Below are 18,961 nucleotides of genomic sequence, written 5' to 3' on the forward strand. Positions count from 1 at the left end.
GCAGAAGGCCCGCACTGAGGCGGGCGCTCGATCATGCAACGTGTCTTACAGGCTCAGGTTGCGGTTGGACGCCTTGATGAATTCGCGCTTGAGGTCTTCGAACGCATGTACCGCCGGGAATTGCGGAAACTCGCGAATCACGTTCTCCGGCGCATGGAACAGAATGCCGGCATGGGCCTCGCTGAGCATGGTGGTGTCGTTGTACGAATCGCCAGCAGCGATGACCCGGTAATACAGGCTTTTCAGCGCCACCACCGATTGCCGCTTGGGGTCTTTCTGGCGCAGCTGATAGCTCACTACCCGATCAGTTTCATCGGTGATCAGCTTATGACACAGCAGCGTCGGAAAACCCAGCTGGCGCATCAACGGCTGGGAAAATTCATAAAAGGTGTCGGAAAGAATAACCACCTGAAAGCGCTCGCGTAACCAGTCGACAAACTCCACCGCGCCCTCCAGGGGCTTGAGCGTGGCAATCACCGCCTGGATATCGGCCAACTTCAGCCCATGCTCGTCGAGGATGCGCAGGCGCTGCTGCATCAGCACATCGTAGTCTGGGATATCCCGGGTGGTCGCTCTCAGCGACTCGATGCCGGTTTTTTCCGCGAAGGCGATCCAGATCTCCGGGACCAAAACGCCTTCCAGGTCGAGACACGCGATTTCCACAGGACACTCCTAGAATTGGGCTTGAAAGAAGGCGGCACTCTAGCGGCTAGCCCCCGATGGCGCAACGCGGCGCTTATATGCAAAACCAAGGCTTACCCCGCTACATCGTTATTTAGCCGCATAAGCTGGATTTGCTAACATCCGCGGCACAGAGCGCAAAGCGCCACTACCACCAGGAATTCAGCCCGATGAGCCTTCCCCTCGATGTAGCCGAACTGGCCGTTGCCTACGCCAACAAAACCCCTCAGGACATTCTCAAGCTTGCCTTCGAGCATTTTGGCGATGACCTCTGGATCTCATTCAGCGGCGCCGAAGACGTCGTACTGGTCGACATGGCTTGGAAACTGAACAAGAACGTCAAGGTATTCAGCCTCGACACCGGGCGTCTGCACCCGGAAACCTACCGATTCATCGAGCAGGTTCGCGAACATTACGGCATCGCCATCGAGGTGCTGTCGCCTGATGTGGCGGCCCTCGAGGCCATGGTCAAGGAAAAAGGGCTGTTCAGCTTTTATCGGGACGGCCATGGCGAGTGCTGCGGCATTCGCAAAACTGCACCACTGCGGCGCAAGCTCAGTAGCGTCAGCGTCAGCGCCTGGGCCACCGGCCAGCGCCGCGATCAGAGCCCCGGCACTCGGAGTCAGGTGGCGGTGGTGGAGATCGACGGCGGGTTCTCCAGCGCGGACAGGCCTCTGTACAAATTCAATCCATTGGCGCAGATGAGCAGCGAGGAAGTGTGGGCCTACATCCGCATGCTCGAGCTGCCCTACAACCCGTTGCATGAGCGCGGCTTTATCAGCATTGGCTGCGAGCCCTGCACCCGCCCCGTGCTGCCAAACCAGCATGAACGCGAAGGCCGTTGGTGGTGGGAAGAAGCGACGCAGAAGGAATGTGGCCTGCACGCAGGCAATCTGATCGCGAAAATCTGAGCGCGCCGCTCAAAGCGTGCCGGAAACCCACCAGCCCAGATTCCGGCCGCGTCGTTCAGCATTCCACATATAAAAAGCCCGGCAGGAGCCGGGCTTTTTTTTATGCGTGAAAGCGATCTCAATGAATCGGCAGTTCGATACCCTGAAACAACTCCTCCAGTTCGGATTTGTTATGGCACTGCACGGCCTTGGCGAGCATGTCGCGGGTCAGGTGCGGAGCGAATTTCTCGATGAAGTCGCACATGAAACCGCGTAGAAAAGTGCCGCGACGGAACCCGATCTTGGTCACGCTCGGCTCGAACAGATCACTGGCATCAAGCACCACCAGATCAGGATCGAGCTTGGCGTCCACCGCCATCTTGGCCACGATGCCCACTCCCAGCCCCAGGCGAACGTAGGTTTTGATCACGTCGGCGTCGGCTGCCGTGAACACCACCTTGGGCGTCAGGCCGCGATGACTGAAGGCCTCGTCCAGCTTGGAGCGGCCAGTAAAGCCAAACACATAGGTGACGATCGAGTACTCGGCCAGCGCTTCCAGGGTCAACTTCGACAGTTTGCTCAGCGGATGTCCCTGAGGCACCACCACGCAGCGGTTCCAGCGGTAACACGGCATCATCACCAGGTCGTTGAACAGCTCCAGACCTTCGGTCGCAATCGCGAAATCCACGGTGCCATCGGCGGCCATCTCGGCGATCTGCATCGGCGTGCCCTGGTGCATGTGCAGGGATACATCCGGGTACTGCTTGATAAACGCGCTGATCACCGGCGGCAAGGCGTAGCGCGCCTGGGTATGGGTGGTGGCGATGGACAGCGTGCCTTTCTTCTCGTTGGAGAACTCCTGGGCAATCTGCTTGATGCTCTCGACCTTGCGCAGAATTTCGCCGGCGGTGGTGATGATTCGTTCCCCCGCCGGGGTCACACGGGTCAAGTGCTTGCCGCTGCGGGCGAACACCTCGACACCGAGTTCGTCTTCCAGTAAGCGAATCTGTTTGCTGATGCCTGGCTGTGAGGTGTAGAGGCTTTGAGCCGTGGCGGAGACATTGAGGTCGTGGTGCGCGACTTCCCATATGTAGCGCAGTTGCTGAAGCTTCATAAAAATCCCTCAAACCAGATAGGCAACCGCTCAATCGGCGACTGCGTCATATAACCATATTCATGGTTCAGCAGCTAAATCTAGACGATTTATTTTTATTCGCGTGAATTTATCGAGTTAAAGCTCGCCGCGACTGCGATGTTGCAGCATGGGAACCAGGTACACCGGCACCACCGACAGCTGCACCAGGCGCCCCGCCGTTCTCCCGAGTGGGATTTCCAGATCGGTGCCATGGCTGTGACTACCTACGACTAGCAGATCAACCCCAAGTTTCTGCGCCTCCTCAAGAATCGCTATGGGTGGGTCGCCTTGCACCACTTTCACCGCCCGAATCAGGTCGAGTTCGTTGCGCGCTTCGCCAAGCTCATCATTGAAGCCCTCGAGAACGCGCTGCTCGATGCTTGCCATGACCGTATTCAATCCGTGACTGCGCAGTTCTTTCAGGCGTTCTTCATCGAGGTAGGTCTGCAACACTGACTCGGCGAACAGACCCATCGGCTCTACCGCGTGCACCACATACAGGCCAGCGTTGAACGCCCGCGACAAGGACAGCGCATGCTGCAGCACATAGGGCGCGTAAAGGCCAAGATCAGTGGCGTAAAGAATCGAGCGAATCATGGGGCCTCCTCGACTGCCTGGCGGCGGCCTCACTTGAGCTTAGCAGCGCCTGTTGAAAGTCAACCGAACCGGCGGCGAACCCGCAAGTCAGGTGCCGGTGGTCGCCGCTCATGACTAGCGAGGGCGGCGCTCAAGGAAGCACAACGCCTGATACAACGCCTCGATCCGCGGCATGCGCTGCCCTGCCTGCGCCGCAGCGGCCAGAGGCGTCGCGTAAATGGCATGCAGCTCCAAGGGCCGTTGCTGAATGAAGTCGTGGTACATGCTCGGCAGATAATCCGGCATGCGCTCGGTTGCGGCGAGCAGCTTCGCCGGGTAGCCGTGCGGCAATTGATTCCCACACGCTGCGGCGCCCTCGACGACCTCCTGCATGATCGCCTCGATCAGGGCACGGCTGTCGGCGCTGGCCATCAACGCCTGGGTGCCGGCATTTAGCAGCACCGACAAACCGTTGTAAGGCACATTCCACACCAGCTTCTGCCAGCGTGCCTGCTGCAGGTCAGCCATGGCGACGGAATCCAATCCTGTCGCCGCGAACAGCTGCGCACCCTCCTGCAAGATCTGCTGCTGCACGGCCTGGTCGCTCGCAGGCCCGGAGTGGTAGCCCAGGTTTATCGCGCCCAGGGCCTGATGCTCGATGACGCCAGCCGCCGCACGGTGAACGCAGATGAAGCAGAGCCCGCCCAGCAGGTGCAAGGAATCCGGCAGCAGCGGGCGTAGTTCGTCCTCTACAGCCAGCCCGTTCTGCAACAGGAGCACCTTGGCGCCAGGCGCCGCGGCTTCAATGATCGCAGGGACAAGGTCGGCATTGCTGGTAGTTTTCGCCCCCACCAGCAACCAATCGCAGGGCGGCATATCCGCCGCCGTGTGATAGGCCTGCACGCTATCCAGGCGCACGGTGCCGTGGCTGGCGCTGTTCAGGGTCAGGCCGTGCGCGGCTACAGCCGGATATTCGCTGCGCAGCAGGAAATGCACGTCGTAGCCGGCATGCGCCAGCATTCCGCCATAAAAACCGCCAATGGCGCCCGTACCGATGACACCAATTCGGGGTCGTTGTGACACTGACATCAAATACTCCTTATGCGCCAGGCAGACCTGCCTTGGCCGATCAGTTGATACGCTTGTGCGCTTGCACGGTGGTTCGAGCAAATCATCAGGTTGCCAGCGGTGTCAATTCGACCAACTGCGGCCAGCCACGCCACCTGTTAGCGCCGGGAGATTTTTCGCCTGGCGCGATACCGCAGGCACAGGCTAAGGCACGGCACATCGTTTCTGCCCAAGGCTGCTCACAATCCACGATAAGCGCGTGCGCCCATTGTCTAGCCAACCCCTAACGCGATAAGGTTCGGCATCCCCGCTGTGCCCATATGCTGTGCTCCGCCACGCGGGGAGCGCTGGCGGCCGGCACCGTGACCTGACGAACTGACCTGATGACGAGCACGATGGCTGATTTACCGATTGATGACCTCAACGTTGCCTCCAACGAAACCCTGATTACCCCGGCCCAGCTCAAGCGTGAAATTCCGCTGAGCGAGGCCGCATTGCGCACCGTTGCCAGTGGACGTCAGGTAGTACGCGACATTCTCGATGGCAAGGACCATCGCCTGTTTGTCGTAGTCGGCCCTTGCTCGATCCATGACATCAAGGCCGCCCACGAATATGCCAAACGTCTTAAGGCGCTGGCGGCGGAGGTCTCGGACAGCCTGTACCTGGTCATGCGGGTGTACTTCGAGAAGCCTCGCACCACCGTCGGCTGGAAGGGGCTGATCAATGACCCTTACCTGGATGACTCCTTCAAGATTCAGGACGGCCTGCATATCGGTCGTCAACTGCTGCGCGATCTGGCCGAAATGGGCCTGCCGACCGCCACCGAAGCCCTCGACCCGATTTCCCCGCAGTACCTGCAGGACCTGATCAGCTGGTCGGCGATCGGCGCCCGTACCACCGAATCGCAGACTCACCGCGAGATGGCCTCGGGCCTGTCGTCCGCGGTTGGCTTCAAAAACGGCACGGATGGCGGCTTGACGGTCGCGATCAACGCGTTGCAGTCAGTTTCCAGCCCGCACCGTTTTCTCGGGATCAACCAGGAAGGCGGAGTATCCATCGTTACCACCAAGGGCAATGCCTACGGACACGTGGTGCTGCGTGGCGGCAACGGAAAACCGAACTATGACTCGGTCAGCGTTGCGGTGTGCGAGCAGGAACTGAACAAGGCCGGCATTCGCCCAAATATCATGGTCGACTGCAGCCACGCCAACTCCAACAAGGACCCGGCTCTGCAACCGCTGGTGATGGAGAATGTCGCCAATCAGATACTGGAAGGCAACCAGTCGATTGTCGGCCTGATGGTCGAAAGCCACCTCGGCTGGGGCAGTCAATCGATTCCGAAGGACCTCGCGCAGCTCAAGTACGGCGTATCGATTACCGACGCCTGCATCGACTGGGAAAGCACTGAGAAAACCCTGCGCGGCATGCATGCCAAACTCAAGGATGTGCTACCCAAGCGTCAGCGCAGCTGACCCGTCACCGTTCAGGCCTGTTGCGCAAGCGCTGGGGCCGATAGGCAAATGAAAACGCCGGGCATTGCCCGGCGTTTTCATGTCAGTTGCCTGGCTCAGTCCGGGTGCTCAGGGCGTTGCCGGCGCTCCATGTAACGCTCCACGTAGGAGCAGGATGGGATGACCGTATAGCCCAGGCGTTCGGCGTATTCCAGGGCATGCTCGGTCAGGGCCGCCGCAATGCCGCGACCACGCAACGAGTTGGGCACGAAGGTACGGTAGATGTCCAAGGTCTGCTTACCCAGGTCCATATAGGCCAGGTACGCGCGGTCACCATCGATGGTGGTCTCGAACTGATGACCTGCCAGATCATGGTGAATGGACAACGCCTCGCTCATTGCAGCTCCTCTAAGTACATCAAAACTGTACTTTCACTTGATCGATCTTCTCCAGGCGCAACGACATCTCTGCCGTGCCATTGCCACCCTGGATGCTCAAATAGGCCTTGTCGCCCTGTACCCGGGTCAGAACACCCTGATAGTACATGCCGTCAAAGGTGACGAAACGCAAACGCTTGCCGATATGATCAGCCAAGCCTGCCACGCTGACAAACTCCTCTTGTCCGCTGACCGTGGTTGCCGCCACCTTTTCAAGCGTAGCGCCGGCTTCTTCCTGGGCTAATGCCGCCTCGGACCGCTTGTTCGGATCAACCCAGCTGAATCCCAAGGGCTGCACTGCCTGCTGATTCACCAGCACCGCAGGACGCAGCATCGCCATCACCCCTTTCGCCTCGAAAAACTGCAATCCGTCCCAGGTCATCCCCTCAGTCGGATCGAGCTCGATGCGCAGCGACTGCGGGTCTTTCAGGTACCGACCGTACCCATCAAGCACCGGCTGGTCCAACGCCACCCGCTGGCTGCGCAAAACCTTGTCGAACTGCCGCACGGCCGCTTCCAGATAGGCTTCGTGGCTGATGCCCTGTTTACCGGAGCAGTATTCCTGCACCTTGCGCTGGTACTGGTTGTCGTTGATCTCGATTGCAACCCGCTGAATGCGGGGCGGATTGGCGCGCAGGTCGCCCGGCTTCTCCGACATATTGGCCAACGACAGCGCGACACGCAGCTCGCCCATGTCGCGCGTGTCGGAGGTCAGGTTGAAGCTGAGTTTCTGCGCCCCCGGCTGGAAGTGATAGGAAAACTCCCCATCGGTCTCGAAGGTGCGATAGCCCATATCCAGCAGTTCCACCGTGCCGATGGTGCGCACGCTGCCGCAGGCAACCTCGCTCATGGCCGTGAAGACACTGCGTTCAGCCGGCGTGTCATAGAGCTGCTGCATGAATGGCCCGTGAACATCGAGCGCGAGCCCCTTTAGGCTGACGGCCATCTGCTCGGGGAACTTGCCCTCGGCCAGGCGCTCCTTGAAGCGCAGCAACTCGCCCAGGCCGTTGAACTTCAATTCCGCATGTTCGATGCGCATGCTGTCGTTCATGGCTGGGACCACGACCTTGATTTTTTCCAGCCCCACACGGCCATCGAAAGAAGACGTGATGCCACCGTAAGTGATGGTCATGAACGGCGACAGTTGCTCGGTGGCGTCCGTCATGATCGAGCGCACCGACAACCAGAGCGATAACTTGATCAATACCGCAATTGCCAGAACGGACAGCAAACCCCACTTGATCAATTTGGACATGCGCACATCCTTGAGTTGGCACAGTTGTTTTTATGAATGTCGCGCAGCTTATCAGGGCGCTCGCAAGCATGCGAATCAAGGGCTTAGAGCAGACTCAGGACAGCAATGCAGCAGAGCACGGCAACCACCGGAATCAGCACGGTCACGACGAAGATATCCTTGTAGGCCTGCTTATGGCTGAGGCCCATGATCATCAGCATGGCGATCACCGCGCCGCAATGCGGCAACGAATCCAGCCCGCCAGCGGCGATATTGGCGATACGGTGCAGCACTTCGGGCGCCACACCCATTTCCAGGTACTTGGGCGCCAGGGTCTGCATGAATATCTGCAACCCGCCGGAGGATGAGCCGACAATTCCCGAGACCACGCTGACCGACACGAAAATCGACAGCAACGGCGGCAGATCAACCGTCAGGATCCATTGCGAAAACTGACTGAAGCCGAGTGTCTGGGTTACCACCCCACCAAAGCCGATGACCGCTGCGGTATTCAACAAAGGCATGATCGCGTCATCTGCGCCCTGCCCCAGCACGCCGACAGTATTGCTGCGCAGGCAAGGAAACAGTGCGATGGCAACGGTGGTCGCGAGTATCAACGCCAGACTGGGCCAGATGATCGGCTGCTGCTGGCTGAACGCGACCAGTTGTCCAACTGCACCCTCGCCCACAACAACCCAGCCAAGCAGCAGCAACAGACGCGGCAACATGATCACGCCCAGCACCACCAAGATAGGCAGTACCGCCAATCCCCAGGGCGGGCCAGAACCCGGCGCACCAGCGAGCTGCTCCATCCGCAAATCCTGCGCGTTGGCTTCGAAGCCCTCGCCACGATCACGGGCCAAGCGCCACTCGCGCTGCACATACGCCATCCCCAGCCCGACCATAACGATGCTTGCCAGCACACCAATCCAGGCACCGGCAAACAGATCGGTACCCAGCGCGCTTGCGGCGATCACGTTATGGATGGAGGGTGTTCCTGGCAGCGCTGTCATGGTAAAGGTGCCAGCACCCAGGGCAGTAGCCGCGCAAAACAACCGCTTGGGTAAGTTGGCTTCGCGCATCAGGCTGATGCCCAGCGGGTACATGGTGAAAATCACGACAAACACCACGACGCCGCCGTAGGTAAGCAGCGCACACACCAGCATCGTTACCCACAACGTACGCTGAGTGCCGAGCGTTCCGATGATCGCCTGCGCGATGCTGTTGGCCGCCTGACTCACCGCCATCACCTTGCCGAAGATGGCACCGCAGAGAAACAGCACAAAGAACTTGCCTGCAAAGGTAAATGCGCCCAATGGACCAAACGGGAAGTACTCAAGTAATGCCTGAGGTGCGGGCAAGTTGTTGGTCAAGGCCACAATCAGCGCACATACCAACGCCGCGATAAAGATGTTGACCCCACGCAGGGCCATGAAGATTAACAAGCCCAAGCCAACCAACAACCCGATATTCCCCAGCATCGTACGCCCCGCTTTATTGTTCTGTTAAACACCCAGGATCGTGAGCCTGATAACGTCAACTGCACTTTCGAATAGTCCGCGCTTTAAATAGCTAACGCGGGCCAACTGTATATTTTCTATACAAAAATCACAGCTTTTCGTAGTCCGTTTCGACAATAGTAAAAAAACAGGCTGTACTGGCTCAGGCTCAGTTTACTTACTACCGGTAATCAGTAGTATGTACGCCGGCCATTTTCCTACTGCTAGGAAATTGCTCTTATGGAAAAACTCCACCTCAAGGGGAACACGATGAACAACGCTCTGAAACTTTCTGCTCTGGCATTGGCTGCAGTTCTGGCTACCGGTTGCAGCAGCATGTCCAAAGAAACCGAAGCTCGCCTGACTGCTACCGAAGACGCAGCTGCTCGCGCTCAAGCTCGTGCAGACGAAGCCTACCGCAAGGCTGACGAAGCTCTGGCCGCTGCTCAGAAGGCTCAGCAAACTGCTGACGAAGCCAACGAGCGCGCTCTGCGTATGCTGGAAAAAGCCAGCCGCAAGTAATAGCCCTTTAAGGCTAGCTAAGCCGATCCAGTTGCTGGATCGGCTTTTTTTTGCCTGCGAGATACAAGGTGCAGGCAAAAAAAGCCGGCGCACAGCGCCGGCGGTTGCGAACAAGTACTGCAGTTAAATATCCAGCAACTCGCTACCCGCAACTGCAGTGTCGGGCTCGGCAATCTCGATCGGCAAACCGTCTTCGGCAGCCACTACTTCCCGCACGACCTCCCAGTCCAGGCGCACATCTCCAAGTTCCTCACGCTTGAGCAGCGCGTTGATAACCTCGGTATGTTTGTCCACCACGGACAGTTCGCCACTGTCGGTAAGTGGTGCATGGGCTTCCAGATAGACTTTGCCGTTGCTGCGCCCGAACTTGTAAGGCTCGTTAACGATACGCACCGAAGTACCCACCGGAGCCATCGCTGCCAGTTGCAGCACGTTGTGGTTGAGCATGCGGAAGCAGCCGTGGCTTACACGCATGCCGATGCCGAACTTCTTGTTCGAGCCGTGGATCAGGTAACCCGGTACCGACAGCGCCATCTTGTAAGGCCCAAGCGGGTTATCCGGGCCCGGCGGGACGTAACTCGGCAGCGGGTCACCGTCGGCGGCATGCTCCTCGCGGATCGATTTTGGCGGGTACCAGCCAGGGTTCGCCGTCTTGGCGGTAATACGCGCCTCCGCAATCGGCGAGTTCCAGCCTTCCCGACCTATCCCGAGCGGATAGGTGTGAACGACGTTTTCGCCTTTGGGGAAGTAATACATGCGGTATTCCGCCAGGTTGATCACGATTCCCTCGCGCGGTCCGGGCGGCAGGATGAACCGAGTTGGCAGAATGATTTCCGTCCCCTCACCCGGTAACCATGCGTCTACGCCAGGATTGGCCACCACCATTTCCAGGTAGCCAAGGTCATTTGCCACCCCGAGGTCGGCGAACGTGTCTTCGTACTTGGCGTTAACCACTTGCACCTGGCCAATAATGTCCTCGCCGGGAGGCGGTAGCGGCCACTGCGCAGCGATAGCGGGCGCCACCGAAAAAAACGCGGTTAAAGACAGAAAGCGGGCGACGTCAGGAGCGCGCAGCATGCGGTAATCCTTGGCAAGATGGGCTGGCAAATTAGATCGCTGATTGTACACAGGCGCCCGGAACTCCGGGAGTGGCTAGCGGTCCTGCCAGTGTGGCTGATCACCGCGTCTGCGCGCTTCTAGAATGGCGCGACAGGTCGGACAGATTCGTTTGTCCTGCAGCAGCTTTTTGTCCAGCGCGCGCCAGAGCGGCATGGCCGGCAGCAGCCCGCCGCACAGCGTGCGATCGGCCGACCCTGCAAGTTCCAGCTGGCGAGCCACAAGATGAACGCGTGCTTCGCGGCACGCGAACAGGTCGAGTTGCTCGTCTGGCTCGATCAATTGGTAGGCCTGCAAAGACCATACAGGACGCGGCATTGGGGGCTCCATGAGGGAGCGCCACATTAGCCGAAAGGCAGTCTAGGGAAAAGCCTGTCAGAGCAGCGGTTCAAGCGCCGGCCAGGCGTTTTCGAGGAGCACTGGCTGGGCTTTCAAGGCTGGATGAATGCCATCGGTCTGCATCATCCCCCTAACCCCGCCAACGCCCTCGAGGAAGAACGGCACGAAGGCCACCTGTTTTTCTTCCGCCAGGTTCTTGTACACGTTGGCGAACGCCGTGGTGTAACGCACGCCGTAGTTGGGCGGTAGCAACATGCCGAGCAGGAGCACTTTTGCACCGCTATCGCGGGACAGATCGATCATGGTCGCAAGATTCTGTTGCAATTGCGCAGGGGGTTGCCCGCGCAAGCCATCGTTGCCGCCGAGCTCCAGAATCACCACGTCAGGCTTGTGTTCGGCCAACAGCCGAGGAAGCCGCGCAGCCCCGCCGGCACTGGTGTCACCGCTGATCGAGGCGTTCACCACGCGGTGGGAAAAGCCCTCGTCGGCGAGGCGTTTTTCCAGCAAAGCCGCCCAACCCTGGCGGGTATCCAGGCCAAAAGCCGCGCTGATACTATCGCCAACGACCAATACGGTACCCGCCAGTGCGGCTTGCCCCCACATCATCAGGCATAAAGCCGCACCTATTAACCCTGCACGCATTGGATTCTCCATGAGCTCTAGCATTCTGACTGCGCGAAACCTTAGCAAAGTGGTGCCAAGCGCGGAAGGCGAGTTGACCATACTCCACGACCTATCCCTAACCCTGAATAAAGGCGACAGCCTCGCCATCGTCGGCAGCTCGGGTTCGGGCAAATCCACCCTGCTCGGTCTGCTTGCCGGCCTTGACCTGCCAAGTTCTGGCAGCGTCACCCTGGCCGGCCACGATCTCGGCAGCCGCGATGAGGACCAGCGTGCCCGCGTTCGCGCTGAGCATGTGGGGTTCGTGTTCCAGTCGTTTCAACTGCTCGACAGCCTCAACGCACTGGAAAACGTCATGCTCCCGCTCGAACTGGAAGGCCGCGCCGATGCCAGGGAGCGTGCCAGGTTGCTGCTGGAGCGCGTCGGCCTGGGCCAGCGCCTGACCCATTCGCCACGTCAGCTGTCCGGTGGCGAGCAGCAGCGTGTTGCAATCGCCCGCGCTTTTGCTGCCGAACCCGACGTGCTGTTCGCCGATGAACCGACCGGCAACCTCGATAGCCACACTGGCGAACGCATCAGCGACCTGCTGTTCGAGCTGAACCAGGAACGCGGCGCGACCCTCGTGCTGGTTACCCATGACGAACGCCTGGCCCACCGCTGCCAGCGCTTGATCCGCCTTGAAGGCGGTCACCTGGTCGACCACGTGGAACCCTGATGACACATTTGCCTTTTGCCCGATTGCTCTCGCTGGCGACGCGCCAGCTGATGCGCGATGCCCGCTCCGGAGAACTGCGGGTGCTGTTTTTCGCACTGATGATTGCCGTGGCCGCCAGTACCGCTATTGGCTACTTCAGCGCACGCCTGAACGACAGCATGTTGCTGCGCGCGACGGAATTTCTCGGTGCGGATCTGCTGCTCAGCGGCAGCACGCCTGCCACCGAAGAGCAGGTCGCCAGCGGCACGCAATTGGGGCTCGAGCATGCCCGGCTGGTGGAGTTCTCCAGCGTGATTGCCACGGACGAAGGCATTCAGCTGGCCAGCATCAAGGCAGCAGACAGCGCCTACCCCCTGCGCGGCCAATTGAAGAGCGCGGTGCAGCTGTACGCGCCGGAACAGGTCAGTGCGGGGCCGAAGCCCGGCGAAGCCTGGGCCGAAGCACGTCTGTTCGCGGCGCTGGATCTGCAGGTCGGCGGGAGCATCGAGGTTGGCTCTAAAACCCTGCGTTTGACTCGCGTGCTGACCTACTTGCCCGACGAGGCCGGCGATTTCTACAGCCTTACGCCCCATGTGCTGATGCACCTGGACGACCTGGCCGCCACTGGCGTGGTGCAGCCTGGCAGCCGCGTGCGCTACCGCGAACTATGGCGCGGCGCGCCGGAGACGCTCAGCGCTTACCGGGCCCAAGTCACTCCGACGCTGGCGGTCAACCAGCGGTTTGAGGATGCTCGCGATGGCAATCGCCGGGTCGGCAACGCCCTGGGACGTGCCGAGCGTTACCTGAACCTGGCCAGCCTGGCCGCGGTGCTGCTCGCGGGCGTGGCCGTCGCGTTATCCGCGGCCCGCTTCGCCGCGCGGCGTTTCGATGCCAGCGCGTTGTTGCGTTGCCTGGGACTGTCGCGCAATCAGGCGTTGGGTTTGTTCAGCCTGCAGCTCGCCATCCTTGGGTTAAGTGCCAGTTTGCTCGGTGCGCTGCTCGGCTGGTCTGCCCAGCATGGCCTGTTTTATCTATTGGATGGCCTGTTGCCCGCACAAGTACCGCCCGGTGGGCTCTGGCCGGCGTTGGCGGGCATGGCCACCGGCCTGGTCGCCCTGGCCGGTTTTGCGCTACCGCCGCTTGCGGCCCTGGGCCGGGTGCCACCCCTACGGGTGCTGCGGCGCGATCTCTTGCCGGTGCCCGCCAGCTCGTGGCTGGTTTACGGCGCAGCGCTGCTGGCGCTCGGGTTGATCATGTGGCGATTGAGCCTGGATATCATGCTGACGTTCGCCCTGCTCGGTGGCGGCCTGGTCGCGGCAGTGATTCTTGGCGGCTTGCTGCTGCTCGGGCTGCAAAGCTTGCGCCGTCTTCTGGCCCGCGCCGCGCTGCCTTGGCGCCTGGGCCTTGGCCAGTTGCTGCGTCATCCGCTTGCGGCCGCGGGTCAGACGCTCGCGTTCGGCCTGATTCTGCTGGCAATGGCGTTGATCGCCCTGCTGCGTGGCGAACTGCTGGATACCTGGCAGGACCAACTGCCGGAGCAGGCGCCCAATCATTTCGCGCTGAATGTAATGCCGGCCGACAAAGACGCCTTTGCCGCGCGCATCGCCGCGCTGTCGCCACAGCCTGCCCCGCTCTATCCGGTGGTTCCCGGTCGGCTGATCATGATCAACGATGAGCCGGTGAAACAGATCGTCAGCAAGGAATCCCAGGGCGAACGGGCGATCCGCCGTGACCTCAGCCTGACCTGGGCAGCCGACTTGCCGCCGGACAACGTCCTCACTGCCGGAACCTGGTGGGGCGCGCGTCAGGCCGATGACCTGCCCGGCGTATCGGTCGAGTCCGAACTCGCTGAGAGCCTGCAACTCAAGCTCGGCGATCGCCTCACGTTCAGCGTTGGCGGCATCGACCGCGAGACCCAGGTCACCAGCCTGCGCGAGGTTGACTGGAACAACTTCCAGCCGAATTTCTACATGGTGTTCGAACCCGGCACCTTGAAGGATCTGCCGGTCACCTACCTGACCAGCTTCTACCTGCCGGCACAGCAGGAAAAGCAGTTGGTAGAGCTGTCGCGGGCGTTTCCAACCGTCACCCTGCTCCAGGTCGAAGCCCTGCTTGCGCAACTGCGCAGCATCCTCGCCCAGGTCACGCTGGCCATCGAATTCGTCTTGTTGTTCGTGCTGGCTGCTGGCCTCGCCGTATTGTTCGCGGGTTTGCAAGCAACGCTGGATGAGCGAATTCGCCAAGGCGCCTTGCTCAGGGCGCTCGGTGCCGAACGCAGTTTGCTGGTCAAGGCGCGGCGTGCCGAGTTCGGCCTGCTCGGGGCGGCCAGCGGCCTGCTGGCGGCGATTGGCTGTGAGCTGATCAGTTTCCTGCTGTACCGCTACGCGTTCGACCTGGCCTGGCAACCACATGCTTGGCTGCTGTTACTGCCGGTAGTGGGCGCGCTTCTGGTGGGTGGCGCTGGGATACTCGGCACCCGCCGGGCACTGAATGTCAGCCCGCTGACCGTTCTGCGCGAAGGGTGAGGCGCGCGGTGCTAGCGCGTAGGCTCGACGCGCCCAGCATCGGGCTGTTGCTGTAGCCTGGCGGCAGCCCCCGGCGCTCCGCCTGACGGGATTTACGCAGCAGCGCGGCTTGTGTTGAAACGGCAACAGCCCCTAATCTGCCGCCTTTCCCTTACCCAGTCGCCCGCATGAGCCGTTATCGCCCACCCAGATCCGCTGGAACCCCCCTGATAACCCCCGAAGGCGAGGCGCGCATGCGCGCGGAGCTGCACGAACTCTGGCACGTGCGCCGTCCACAGGTGACCCAGGCCGTCAGCGAAGCAGCCGCTCAAGGCGACCGCTCCGAAAATGCCGAGTACACCTATGGCAAGAAAATGCTCCGTGAGATCGACAGCCGCGTGCGCTTTCTGACCAAGCGCCTGGAAAACCTGAAAGTGGTGGACACCCGGCCTGCGGACCCGAACAAGGTGTATTTCGGTGCCTGGGTCACAGTCGAGGATGAGGATGGCGTCGAATCACGCTATCGCATCGTCGGCCCCGACGAACTCGACCTCAAAGCAAACCTGATCAGCATCGACTCCCCGCTCGCACGCGCCCTGGTTGGCAAAACCCTGGATGCCGAAGTACGCGTGCAAACCCCGACCGGGGAAAAGACCTGGTACGTGATCGCCATCGAATACCCGTGAGCGACAGCCTCAGCGCCGGGTGATCAAACCCTGCCTGGCGATGCGGACCAGTTGCCGAACCGTATCATCCAGCTGCGCCGCGCTTGGTGCCTGTACCACGGCCAGATCGAAGCTGTCGCTGGGGAAACGAGCCATGGACTCGCCGTCGTGGACGAACTGGATCATGAAGGCTTTCGGCCCATGCCATCGTCTCGGCCAGCCGTCGAGGTAGCGCAGCAGGGTTGGCTGATGCGAACCGCCCAGCAGGATTTTCGGGTTGCGTTTGGTCAGCCCGCAGGTTATCGGGGCCAGGCGTATGGAAGGTTGGGGGCAATTCATGTGCGTGTCTCCGCCTCATTGATCCGCTGGGCAGCGGTGAGAGGCGACACCGAACCAGCGCTTTAGCGGTATTTCGAAGGCTTCGGAAAGTCTTCTTACGAGTTGCTCGAAGCAAATCGCGGCGCCCCGCAAGTAGCTGTTTAAATCGGCGCATGGGTTGGCATCCTAGGGACGCCTAACCAAGACTGTCAAGGCAAGTCCACTGGCCCGCCGAGGGCCGGTGATACTTCACGTGCGCGATAAAGAGGCTGGTGTCGATCCCTATAACGCGTCTCCGACTCAACTGTGTACATCTGTACTCCGAGTGTAACTAAGACCTAGGCCAAACGTAGCAGCATGTAACGCTTGAACCAGCCTGCCTTCTTCTCTGCCACATACAAGGCCCGAAACAGAGCCCTCGCTTGCTCAGCCGATGCATATGGCATGAAGCATGCTTAGCCACTCATGCTGAAAAGGCACGCTTCGCATGGCGCGCCGGCTTCATGAATGTCCTAAACGGTCCTTTAATAGCCCTCGAGATCGCACATGAATAACAACAAGAAATCGCTACTCGCTCTCTGCCTCGGCGCAGGCATCGCACTGTCCAGCCCGGTACAGGCCGGCCTGTTCGACTGGTTCGGCTCTTCCGGTTACACCAAAACCAAATACCCCGTAGTGCTTGCCCATGGCATGCTCGGCTTCGATAGCATCCTCGGTATCGACTACTGGTATGGCATTCCCTCGGCGTTGCGTCGGGACGGCGCCGCCGTCTACATCACCGAAGTCAGCCAGCTCAATACCTCGGAAGCGCGGGGTGAAGAGTTGCTGGAACAGGTCGAGGACATCGTGGCCATCAGCGGCAAGCCGAAGGTCAACCTGATCGGCCACAGCCACGGCGGGCCGACCATTCGCTATGTCGCAGCGGTCAGCCCCAACCTAGTCGCCTCCGCTACCAGTGTTGGCGGGCCGCACAAAGGCTCCGCCGTAGCTGACTTCATTCGCCAGGTGCCGCCAGGTTCTGCCGGGGAAACCCTGTTGGCCGGCATCGTCAACGGGCTGGGAACGCTGATCAACTTCCTGTCCGGCAGTTCCAGCACATCGCCACAGAACGCGCTTGGCGCACTCGAGTCGCTGAACAGCCAGGGCGCTGCGGTGTTCAACGCCAAATATCCGCAGGGCCTGCCGGCTTCCGCTTGTGGCGAGGGCGCCTACAGCGTCGGCGGCGTACGCTATTACTCGTGGAGCGGCACCAGCCCGGTGACCAATGTGCTCGATCCTAGCGACTTGTTACTGGGTGCCGGTTCGCTGGCCTTCAATGGCGAAGCCAACGATGGCCTGGTCGGGCGTTGCAGTTCGCACCTGGGCAAGGTTATTCGCGACAACTACCGGATGAACCACCTCGATGAAGTCAACCAGACCTTTGGTTTGACCAGCCTGTTCGAGACCGACCCGGTAACTGTGTACCGTCAGCATGCCAATCGCCTGAAAAACGACGGGCTGTGACAACGGCGGGGTCCGTCGGGCCCCGTTCCTACCAAGCGCTGGCGCTTAATTCAGTGAACATTGCCGTGAAGAAACTCTTATTACTCCTGCCCGTGGTTTTTCTGCTGGTCGTTGCGGGCTTGCTCTACCTTGAGTCCGACCCCGTCCACTCACCCACCGCAGGTACCGGTGTCACACCGGCACCAAGCCGCTCGCCCGTTTCCGATCCTGGACCGGTAGCAGTCAAACCGTCTTCAGTTGGCGAGGTAGCGCCCCTGCCCGCTTCATTCAGCGGCACCCAGGTCGATGGCGTATTTCGCGTCGATGACGCGGGGCACTTGATCATCAGCGAGGACATCCGCCGAATTTTCGATTACTTCCTAGCCTCGATAGGCGAAGAGTCAATCGGCGCCAGCGTCGAGCGGTTGCAGGGTTACATCGCCGCTCAGTTGCAGGCGCCGGCCCGCGAGCAGGCACTGGTGCTGCTTGAGCAATACCTGAATTACAAACGCGAACTGGTTCTGCTGGAGCGCGACCTGCCGCAGATGGCTGATCTGGATGCAATGCGGCAACGCGAAGCGGCGGTGCTGGCATTGCGCGCGCGGATCTTCGACAGTCAAACCCAGCAGGCTTTTTTTGCCCGGGAACAGACTTACAACCAGTTCACCCTCGATCGTCTGGCGATTCTCCATGACGCCAGGCTCGACGATGCGGCCAAGGCCGCGGCGGTCGATCAATTGCGCAACGGCTTGCCGCCCGAGATGCAGGATGCCGTGCTGCCCCAGCTGCAGAACGATCTGCGCCGACAGACCGCAAAGCTGCAGGCAGAAGGCGCAAATCCCGCGCAAATTCGCCAGCTGCGCCAGCAATTGGTGGGCGCCGAAGCCACCCAGCGACTTGAGGCCCTTGATCAGAAGCGACAGGCCTGGCAACAGCGCCTGGAGCGTTACAGTGCAGCGAAAGCTGCCATCGAGGCCAATGAAGGCCTTAGCGCCACTGACAAAACCGCAGCCATCGAACAGCTGGCTGAGCAGGGTTTCAGCGAACAGGAACGTCTACGCCTGGGAGCAGCCGAACAGCTGGCGGCAGCCCGCAATGAGGCAAACGCAAAGCAGTAGGCATTCGCGCACGGGCGCCAGAGCGACCGATTCCCAGCCATGCGCTCAGCTTTCGCGAACACAAAAAAACCCGCCTAAGCGGGTTTTTTTACGCGTTAAATCAACCGGCGATGCGCTTATCCAGCGACAGCTTGCCCGCGCCTTCTACCAGCACGGCCAGGCTGATGGCGAGCAGCGCCAGAGCGAACTCGTAACCGTTGTTGCTCATGAAAAAACCGTTGGCCAGGTGCACACTGATGATTGCCACCAGCATGGTGACAGCCAGAACCGCCGCTGCAGGCCGAGCAAGCAAGCCGATGATCAGCGCCAGGCCGCCGAAGAACTCCGCGCTGCCCGCCAACAAGGCCAACAGATAACCCGGGGACAGACCGATGCTTTCCATCCACTGGCCGACGCCGGCCAGCCCGTAGCCGCCAAACCAGCCAAACAGCTTTTGTGCGCCATGGGCGGCGAAGGTGACGCCTGCGACGATGCGCAGGATGGTCAGGCCGTAGCCCGCTTGAGTGGCCATCAGGGTATTGATCAGATTTTTCATGTGCGGCGTTCCTGGTTGATGAGTAGTGGATGACGCACAGAATAGTTCAACCAATAGATATTTAAAGCGCCATTTT

At 60.5% G+C, this 18,961-nt stretch carries 20 protein-coding genes; 8 read left to right on the plus strand and 12 right to left on the minus strand.

Annotated elements, in window-relative coordinates:
- Positions 1–45 precede the first annotated feature (45 nt).
- Positions 46–663, minus strand: coding sequence for a bifunctional phosphoserine phosphatase/homoserine phosphotransferase ThrH (thrH, locus tag ACX0MV_RS08610; protein ID WP_458982083.1), 618 nt, complete (start codon positions 661–663; stop codon positions 46–48).
- Positions 664–851: 188 nt separating this feature from the next.
- Between thrH and ACX0MV_RS08615 the strand changes: the two genes are divergently transcribed.
- Positions 852–1,592 carry a phosphoadenylyl-sulfate reductase gene (locus ACX0MV_RS08615; RefSeq protein ID WP_458982084.1) on the plus strand — a complete coding sequence of 247 codons (741 nt, stop codon included), beginning with the start codon at positions 852–854 and terminating at the stop codon, positions 1,590–1,592.
- A gap of 118 nt (positions 1,593–1,710) precedes the next feature.
- On the opposite strand, the gene cysB is transcribed toward ACX0MV_RS08615, so the two are convergent.
- The 3 genes from cysB to ACX0MV_RS08630 all read right to left on the minus strand — a co-directional run bounded on the left by cysB (position 1,711) and on the right by ACX0MV_RS08630 (position 4,371).
- Positions 1,711–2,685, minus strand: a complete 975-nt coding sequence (gene cysB, locus ACX0MV_RS08620; RefSeq protein ID WP_458982085.1) for an HTH-type transcriptional regulator CysB — start codon at positions 2,683–2,685, stop codon at positions 1,711–1,713.
- Between the two features lie 117 nt (positions 2,686–2,802).
- Positions 2,803–3,303, minus strand: coding sequence for a universal stress protein (locus ACX0MV_RS08625; protein ID WP_458982086.1), 501 nt, complete (start codon positions 3,301–3,303; stop codon positions 2,803–2,805).
- A gap of 114 nt (positions 3,304–3,417) precedes the next feature.
- Positions 3,418–4,371, minus strand: coding sequence for a putative 2-dehydropantoate 2-reductase (locus ACX0MV_RS08630; protein ID WP_458982087.1), 954 nt, complete (start codon positions 4,369–4,371; stop codon positions 3,418–3,420).
- Positions 4,372–4,745: 374 nt separating this feature from the next.
- On the opposite strand from ACX0MV_RS08630, the gene ACX0MV_RS08635 reads away from it, so the two are divergent.
- A complete protein-coding gene (locus tag ACX0MV_RS08635) occupies positions 4,746–5,822 on the plus strand; it encodes a 3-deoxy-7-phosphoheptulonate synthase (RefSeq protein ID WP_458982088.1) in 1,077 nt (358 codons plus the stop codon).
- Positions 5,823–5,917: 95 nt separating this feature from the next.
- Here the strand turns inward: ACX0MV_RS08635 and ACX0MV_RS08640 are convergent, their stop codons facing one another.
- From ACX0MV_RS08640 to ACX0MV_RS08650, 3 genes are all read right to left on the minus strand, one after another.
- Complete coding sequence (locus ACX0MV_RS08640) at positions 5,918–6,199, minus strand: GNAT family N-acetyltransferase (RefSeq protein ID WP_458982089.1); 282 nt, start codon at positions 6,197–6,199, stop codon at positions 5,918–5,920.
- A 19-nt stretch (positions 6,200–6,218) separates the two neighbouring features.
- The gene (locus ACX0MV_RS08645; RefSeq protein ID WP_458982090.1) at positions 6,219–7,493 is read right to left on the minus strand and encodes a hypothetical protein; all 1,275 of its coding nucleotides are present in this window, start codon (positions 7,491–7,493) and stop codon (positions 6,219–6,221) included.
- Between the two features lie 83 nt (positions 7,494–7,576).
- Positions 7,577–8,953 (minus strand): GntP family permease, encoded by a 1,377-nt coding sequence (locus tag ACX0MV_RS08650; RefSeq protein WP_458982091.1) that lies wholly within the window; start codon positions 8,951–8,953, stop codon positions 7,577–7,579.
- Between the two features lie 288 nt (positions 8,954–9,241).
- Here ACX0MV_RS08650 and oprI point away from each other — a divergent pair, with 288 nt between their 5' ends.
- Positions 9,242–9,493, plus strand: a complete 252-nt coding sequence (oprI, locus tag ACX0MV_RS08655; protein ID WP_458982344.1) for an outer membrane lipoprotei OprI — start codon at positions 9,242–9,244, stop codon at positions 9,491–9,493.
- A gap of 123 nt (positions 9,494–9,616) precedes the next feature.
- Here oprI and ACX0MV_RS08660 read toward each other — a convergent pair whose 3' ends face one another.
- From ACX0MV_RS08660 to ACX0MV_RS08670, 3 genes are all read right to left on the minus strand, one after another.
- Positions 9,617–10,570, minus strand: a complete 954-nt coding sequence (locus ACX0MV_RS08660; protein WP_458982092.1) for a L,D-transpeptidase family protein — start codon at positions 10,568–10,570, stop codon at positions 9,617–9,619.
- A 75-nt stretch (positions 10,571–10,645) separates the two neighbouring features.
- Complete coding sequence (locus ACX0MV_RS08665; RefSeq protein ID WP_458982093.1) at positions 10,646–10,927, minus strand: hypothetical protein; 282 nt, start codon at positions 10,925–10,927, stop codon at positions 10,646–10,648.
- Between the two features lie 57 nt (positions 10,928–10,984).
- On the minus strand, positions 10,985–11,590 hold the full coding sequence (locus tag ACX0MV_RS08670) for an arylesterase (RefSeq protein ID WP_458982094.1): 606 nt from the start codon (positions 11,588–11,590) through the stop codon (positions 10,985–10,987).
- Between the two features lie 10 nt (positions 11,591–11,600).
- Here ACX0MV_RS08670 and ACX0MV_RS08675 point away from each other — a divergent pair, with 10 nt between their 5' ends.
- From ACX0MV_RS08675 to greB, 3 genes are all read left to right on the plus strand, one after another.
- Positions 11,601–12,284, plus strand: a complete 684-nt coding sequence (locus tag ACX0MV_RS08675; protein ID WP_458982095.1) for an ABC transporter ATP-binding protein — start codon at positions 11,601–11,603, stop codon at positions 12,282–12,284.
- The gene (locus ACX0MV_RS08680; RefSeq protein WP_458982096.1) at positions 12,284–14,788 is read left to right on the plus strand and encodes an ABC transporter permease; all 2,505 of its coding nucleotides are present in this window, start codon (positions 12,284–12,286) and stop codon (positions 14,786–14,788) included. The genes ACX0MV_RS08675 and ACX0MV_RS08680 overlap by 1 nt, the downstream gene beginning before the upstream one ends.
- Positions 14,789–14,955: 167 nt before the next feature.
- Complete coding sequence (gene greB, locus ACX0MV_RS08685; RefSeq protein WP_458982097.1) at positions 14,956–15,453, plus strand: transcription elongation factor GreB; 498 nt, start codon at positions 14,956–14,958, stop codon at positions 15,451–15,453.
- Positions 15,454–15,462: 9 nt separating this feature from the next.
- Here greB and ACX0MV_RS08690 read toward each other — a convergent pair whose 3' ends face one another.
- Positions 15,463–15,771, minus strand: a complete 309-nt coding sequence (locus tag ACX0MV_RS08690) for a type III secretion system chaperone family protein (protein WP_458982098.1) — start codon at positions 15,769–15,771, stop codon at positions 15,463–15,465.
- Between the two features lie 525 nt (positions 15,772–16,296).
- Between ACX0MV_RS08690 and ACX0MV_RS08695 the strand changes: the two genes are divergently transcribed.
- Complete coding sequence (locus ACX0MV_RS08695) at positions 16,297–17,253, plus strand: triacylglycerol lipase (protein ID WP_458982099.1); 957 nt, start codon at positions 16,297–16,299, stop codon at positions 17,251–17,253.
- 65 nt (positions 17,254–17,318) lie between these two features.
- Complete coding sequence (locus ACX0MV_RS08700; protein ID WP_458982100.1) at positions 17,319–18,350, plus strand: lipase secretion chaperone; 1,032 nt, start codon at positions 17,319–17,321, stop codon at positions 18,348–18,350.
- A 100-nt stretch (positions 18,351–18,450) separates the two neighbouring features.
- Here the strand turns inward: ACX0MV_RS08700 and ACX0MV_RS08705 are convergent, their stop codons facing one another.
- Positions 18,451–18,885, minus strand: a complete 435-nt coding sequence (locus ACX0MV_RS08705) for a DoxX family protein (RefSeq protein ID WP_458982101.1) — start codon at positions 18,883–18,885, stop codon at positions 18,451–18,453.
- Between the last annotated feature and the right edge of the window lie 76 nt (positions 18,886–18,961).

The sequence above is a fragment of the Pseudomonas cistanchae genome, assembly GCF_054483635.1.

Coding starts and splice junctions, on each gene's coding strand:
- ACX0MV_RS08615 (WP_458982084.1), top strand. CDS start 852: ATGAGCCTTCCCCTCGATGTAGCCGAACTGGCCGTTGCCTACGCCAAC.
- cysB (WP_458982085.1), bottom strand. CDS start 2,685: ATGAAGCTTCAGCAACTGCGCTACATATGGGAAGTCGCGCACCACGAC.
- ACX0MV_RS08625 (WP_458982086.1), bottom strand. CDS start 3,303: ATGATTCGCTCGATTCTTTACGCCACTGATCTTGGCCTTTACGCGCCC.
- ACX0MV_RS08630 (WP_458982087.1), bottom strand. CDS start 4,371: ATGTCAGTGTCACAACGACCCCGAATTGGTGTCATCGGTACGGGCGCC.
- ACX0MV_RS08635 (WP_458982088.1), top strand. CDS start 4,746: ATGGCTGATTTACCGATTGATGACCTCAACGTTGCCTCCAACGAAACC.
- ACX0MV_RS08640 (WP_458982089.1), bottom strand. CDS start 6,199: ATGAGCGAGGCGTTGTCCATTCACCATGATCTGGCAGGTCATCAGTTC.
- ACX0MV_RS08645 (WP_458982090.1), bottom strand. CDS start 7,493: ATGTCCAAATTGATCAAGTGGGGTTTGCTGTCCGTTCTGGCAATTGCG.
- ACX0MV_RS08650 (WP_458982091.1), bottom strand. CDS start 8,953: ATGCTGGGGAATATCGGGTTGTTGGTTGGCTTGGGCTTGTTAATCTTC.
- oprI (WP_458982344.1), top strand. CDS start 9,242: ATGAACAACGCTCTGAAACTTTCTGCTCTGGCATTGGCTGCAGTTCTG.
- ACX0MV_RS08660 (WP_458982092.1), bottom strand. CDS start 10,570: ATGCTGCGCGCTCCTGACGTCGCCCGCTTTCTGTCTTTAACCGCGTTT.
- ACX0MV_RS08665 (WP_458982093.1), bottom strand. CDS start 10,927: ATGCCGCGTCCTGTATGGTCTTTGCAGGCCTACCAATTGATCGAGCCA.
- ACX0MV_RS08670 (WP_458982094.1), bottom strand. CDS start 11,590: ATGCGTGCAGGGTTAATAGGTGCGGCTTTATGCCTGATGATGTGGGGG.
- ACX0MV_RS08675 (WP_458982095.1), top strand. CDS start 11,601: ATGAGCTCTAGCATTCTGACTGCGCGAAACCTTAGCAAAGTGGTGCCA.
- ACX0MV_RS08680 (WP_458982096.1), top strand. CDS start 12,284: ATGACACATTTGCCTTTTGCCCGATTGCTCTCGCTGGCGACGCGCCAG.
- greB (WP_458982097.1), top strand. CDS start 14,956: ATGAGCCGTTATCGCCCACCCAGATCCGCTGGAACCCCCCTGATAACC.
- ACX0MV_RS08690 (WP_458982098.1), bottom strand. CDS start 15,771: ATGAATTGCCCCCAACCTTCCATACGCCTGGCCCCGATAACCTGCGGG.
- ACX0MV_RS08695 (WP_458982099.1), top strand. CDS start 16,297: ATGAATAACAACAAGAAATCGCTACTCGCTCTCTGCCTCGGCGCAGGC.
- ACX0MV_RS08705 (WP_458982101.1), bottom strand. CDS start 18,885: ATGAAAAATCTGATCAATACCCTGATGGCCACTCAAGCGGGCTACGGC.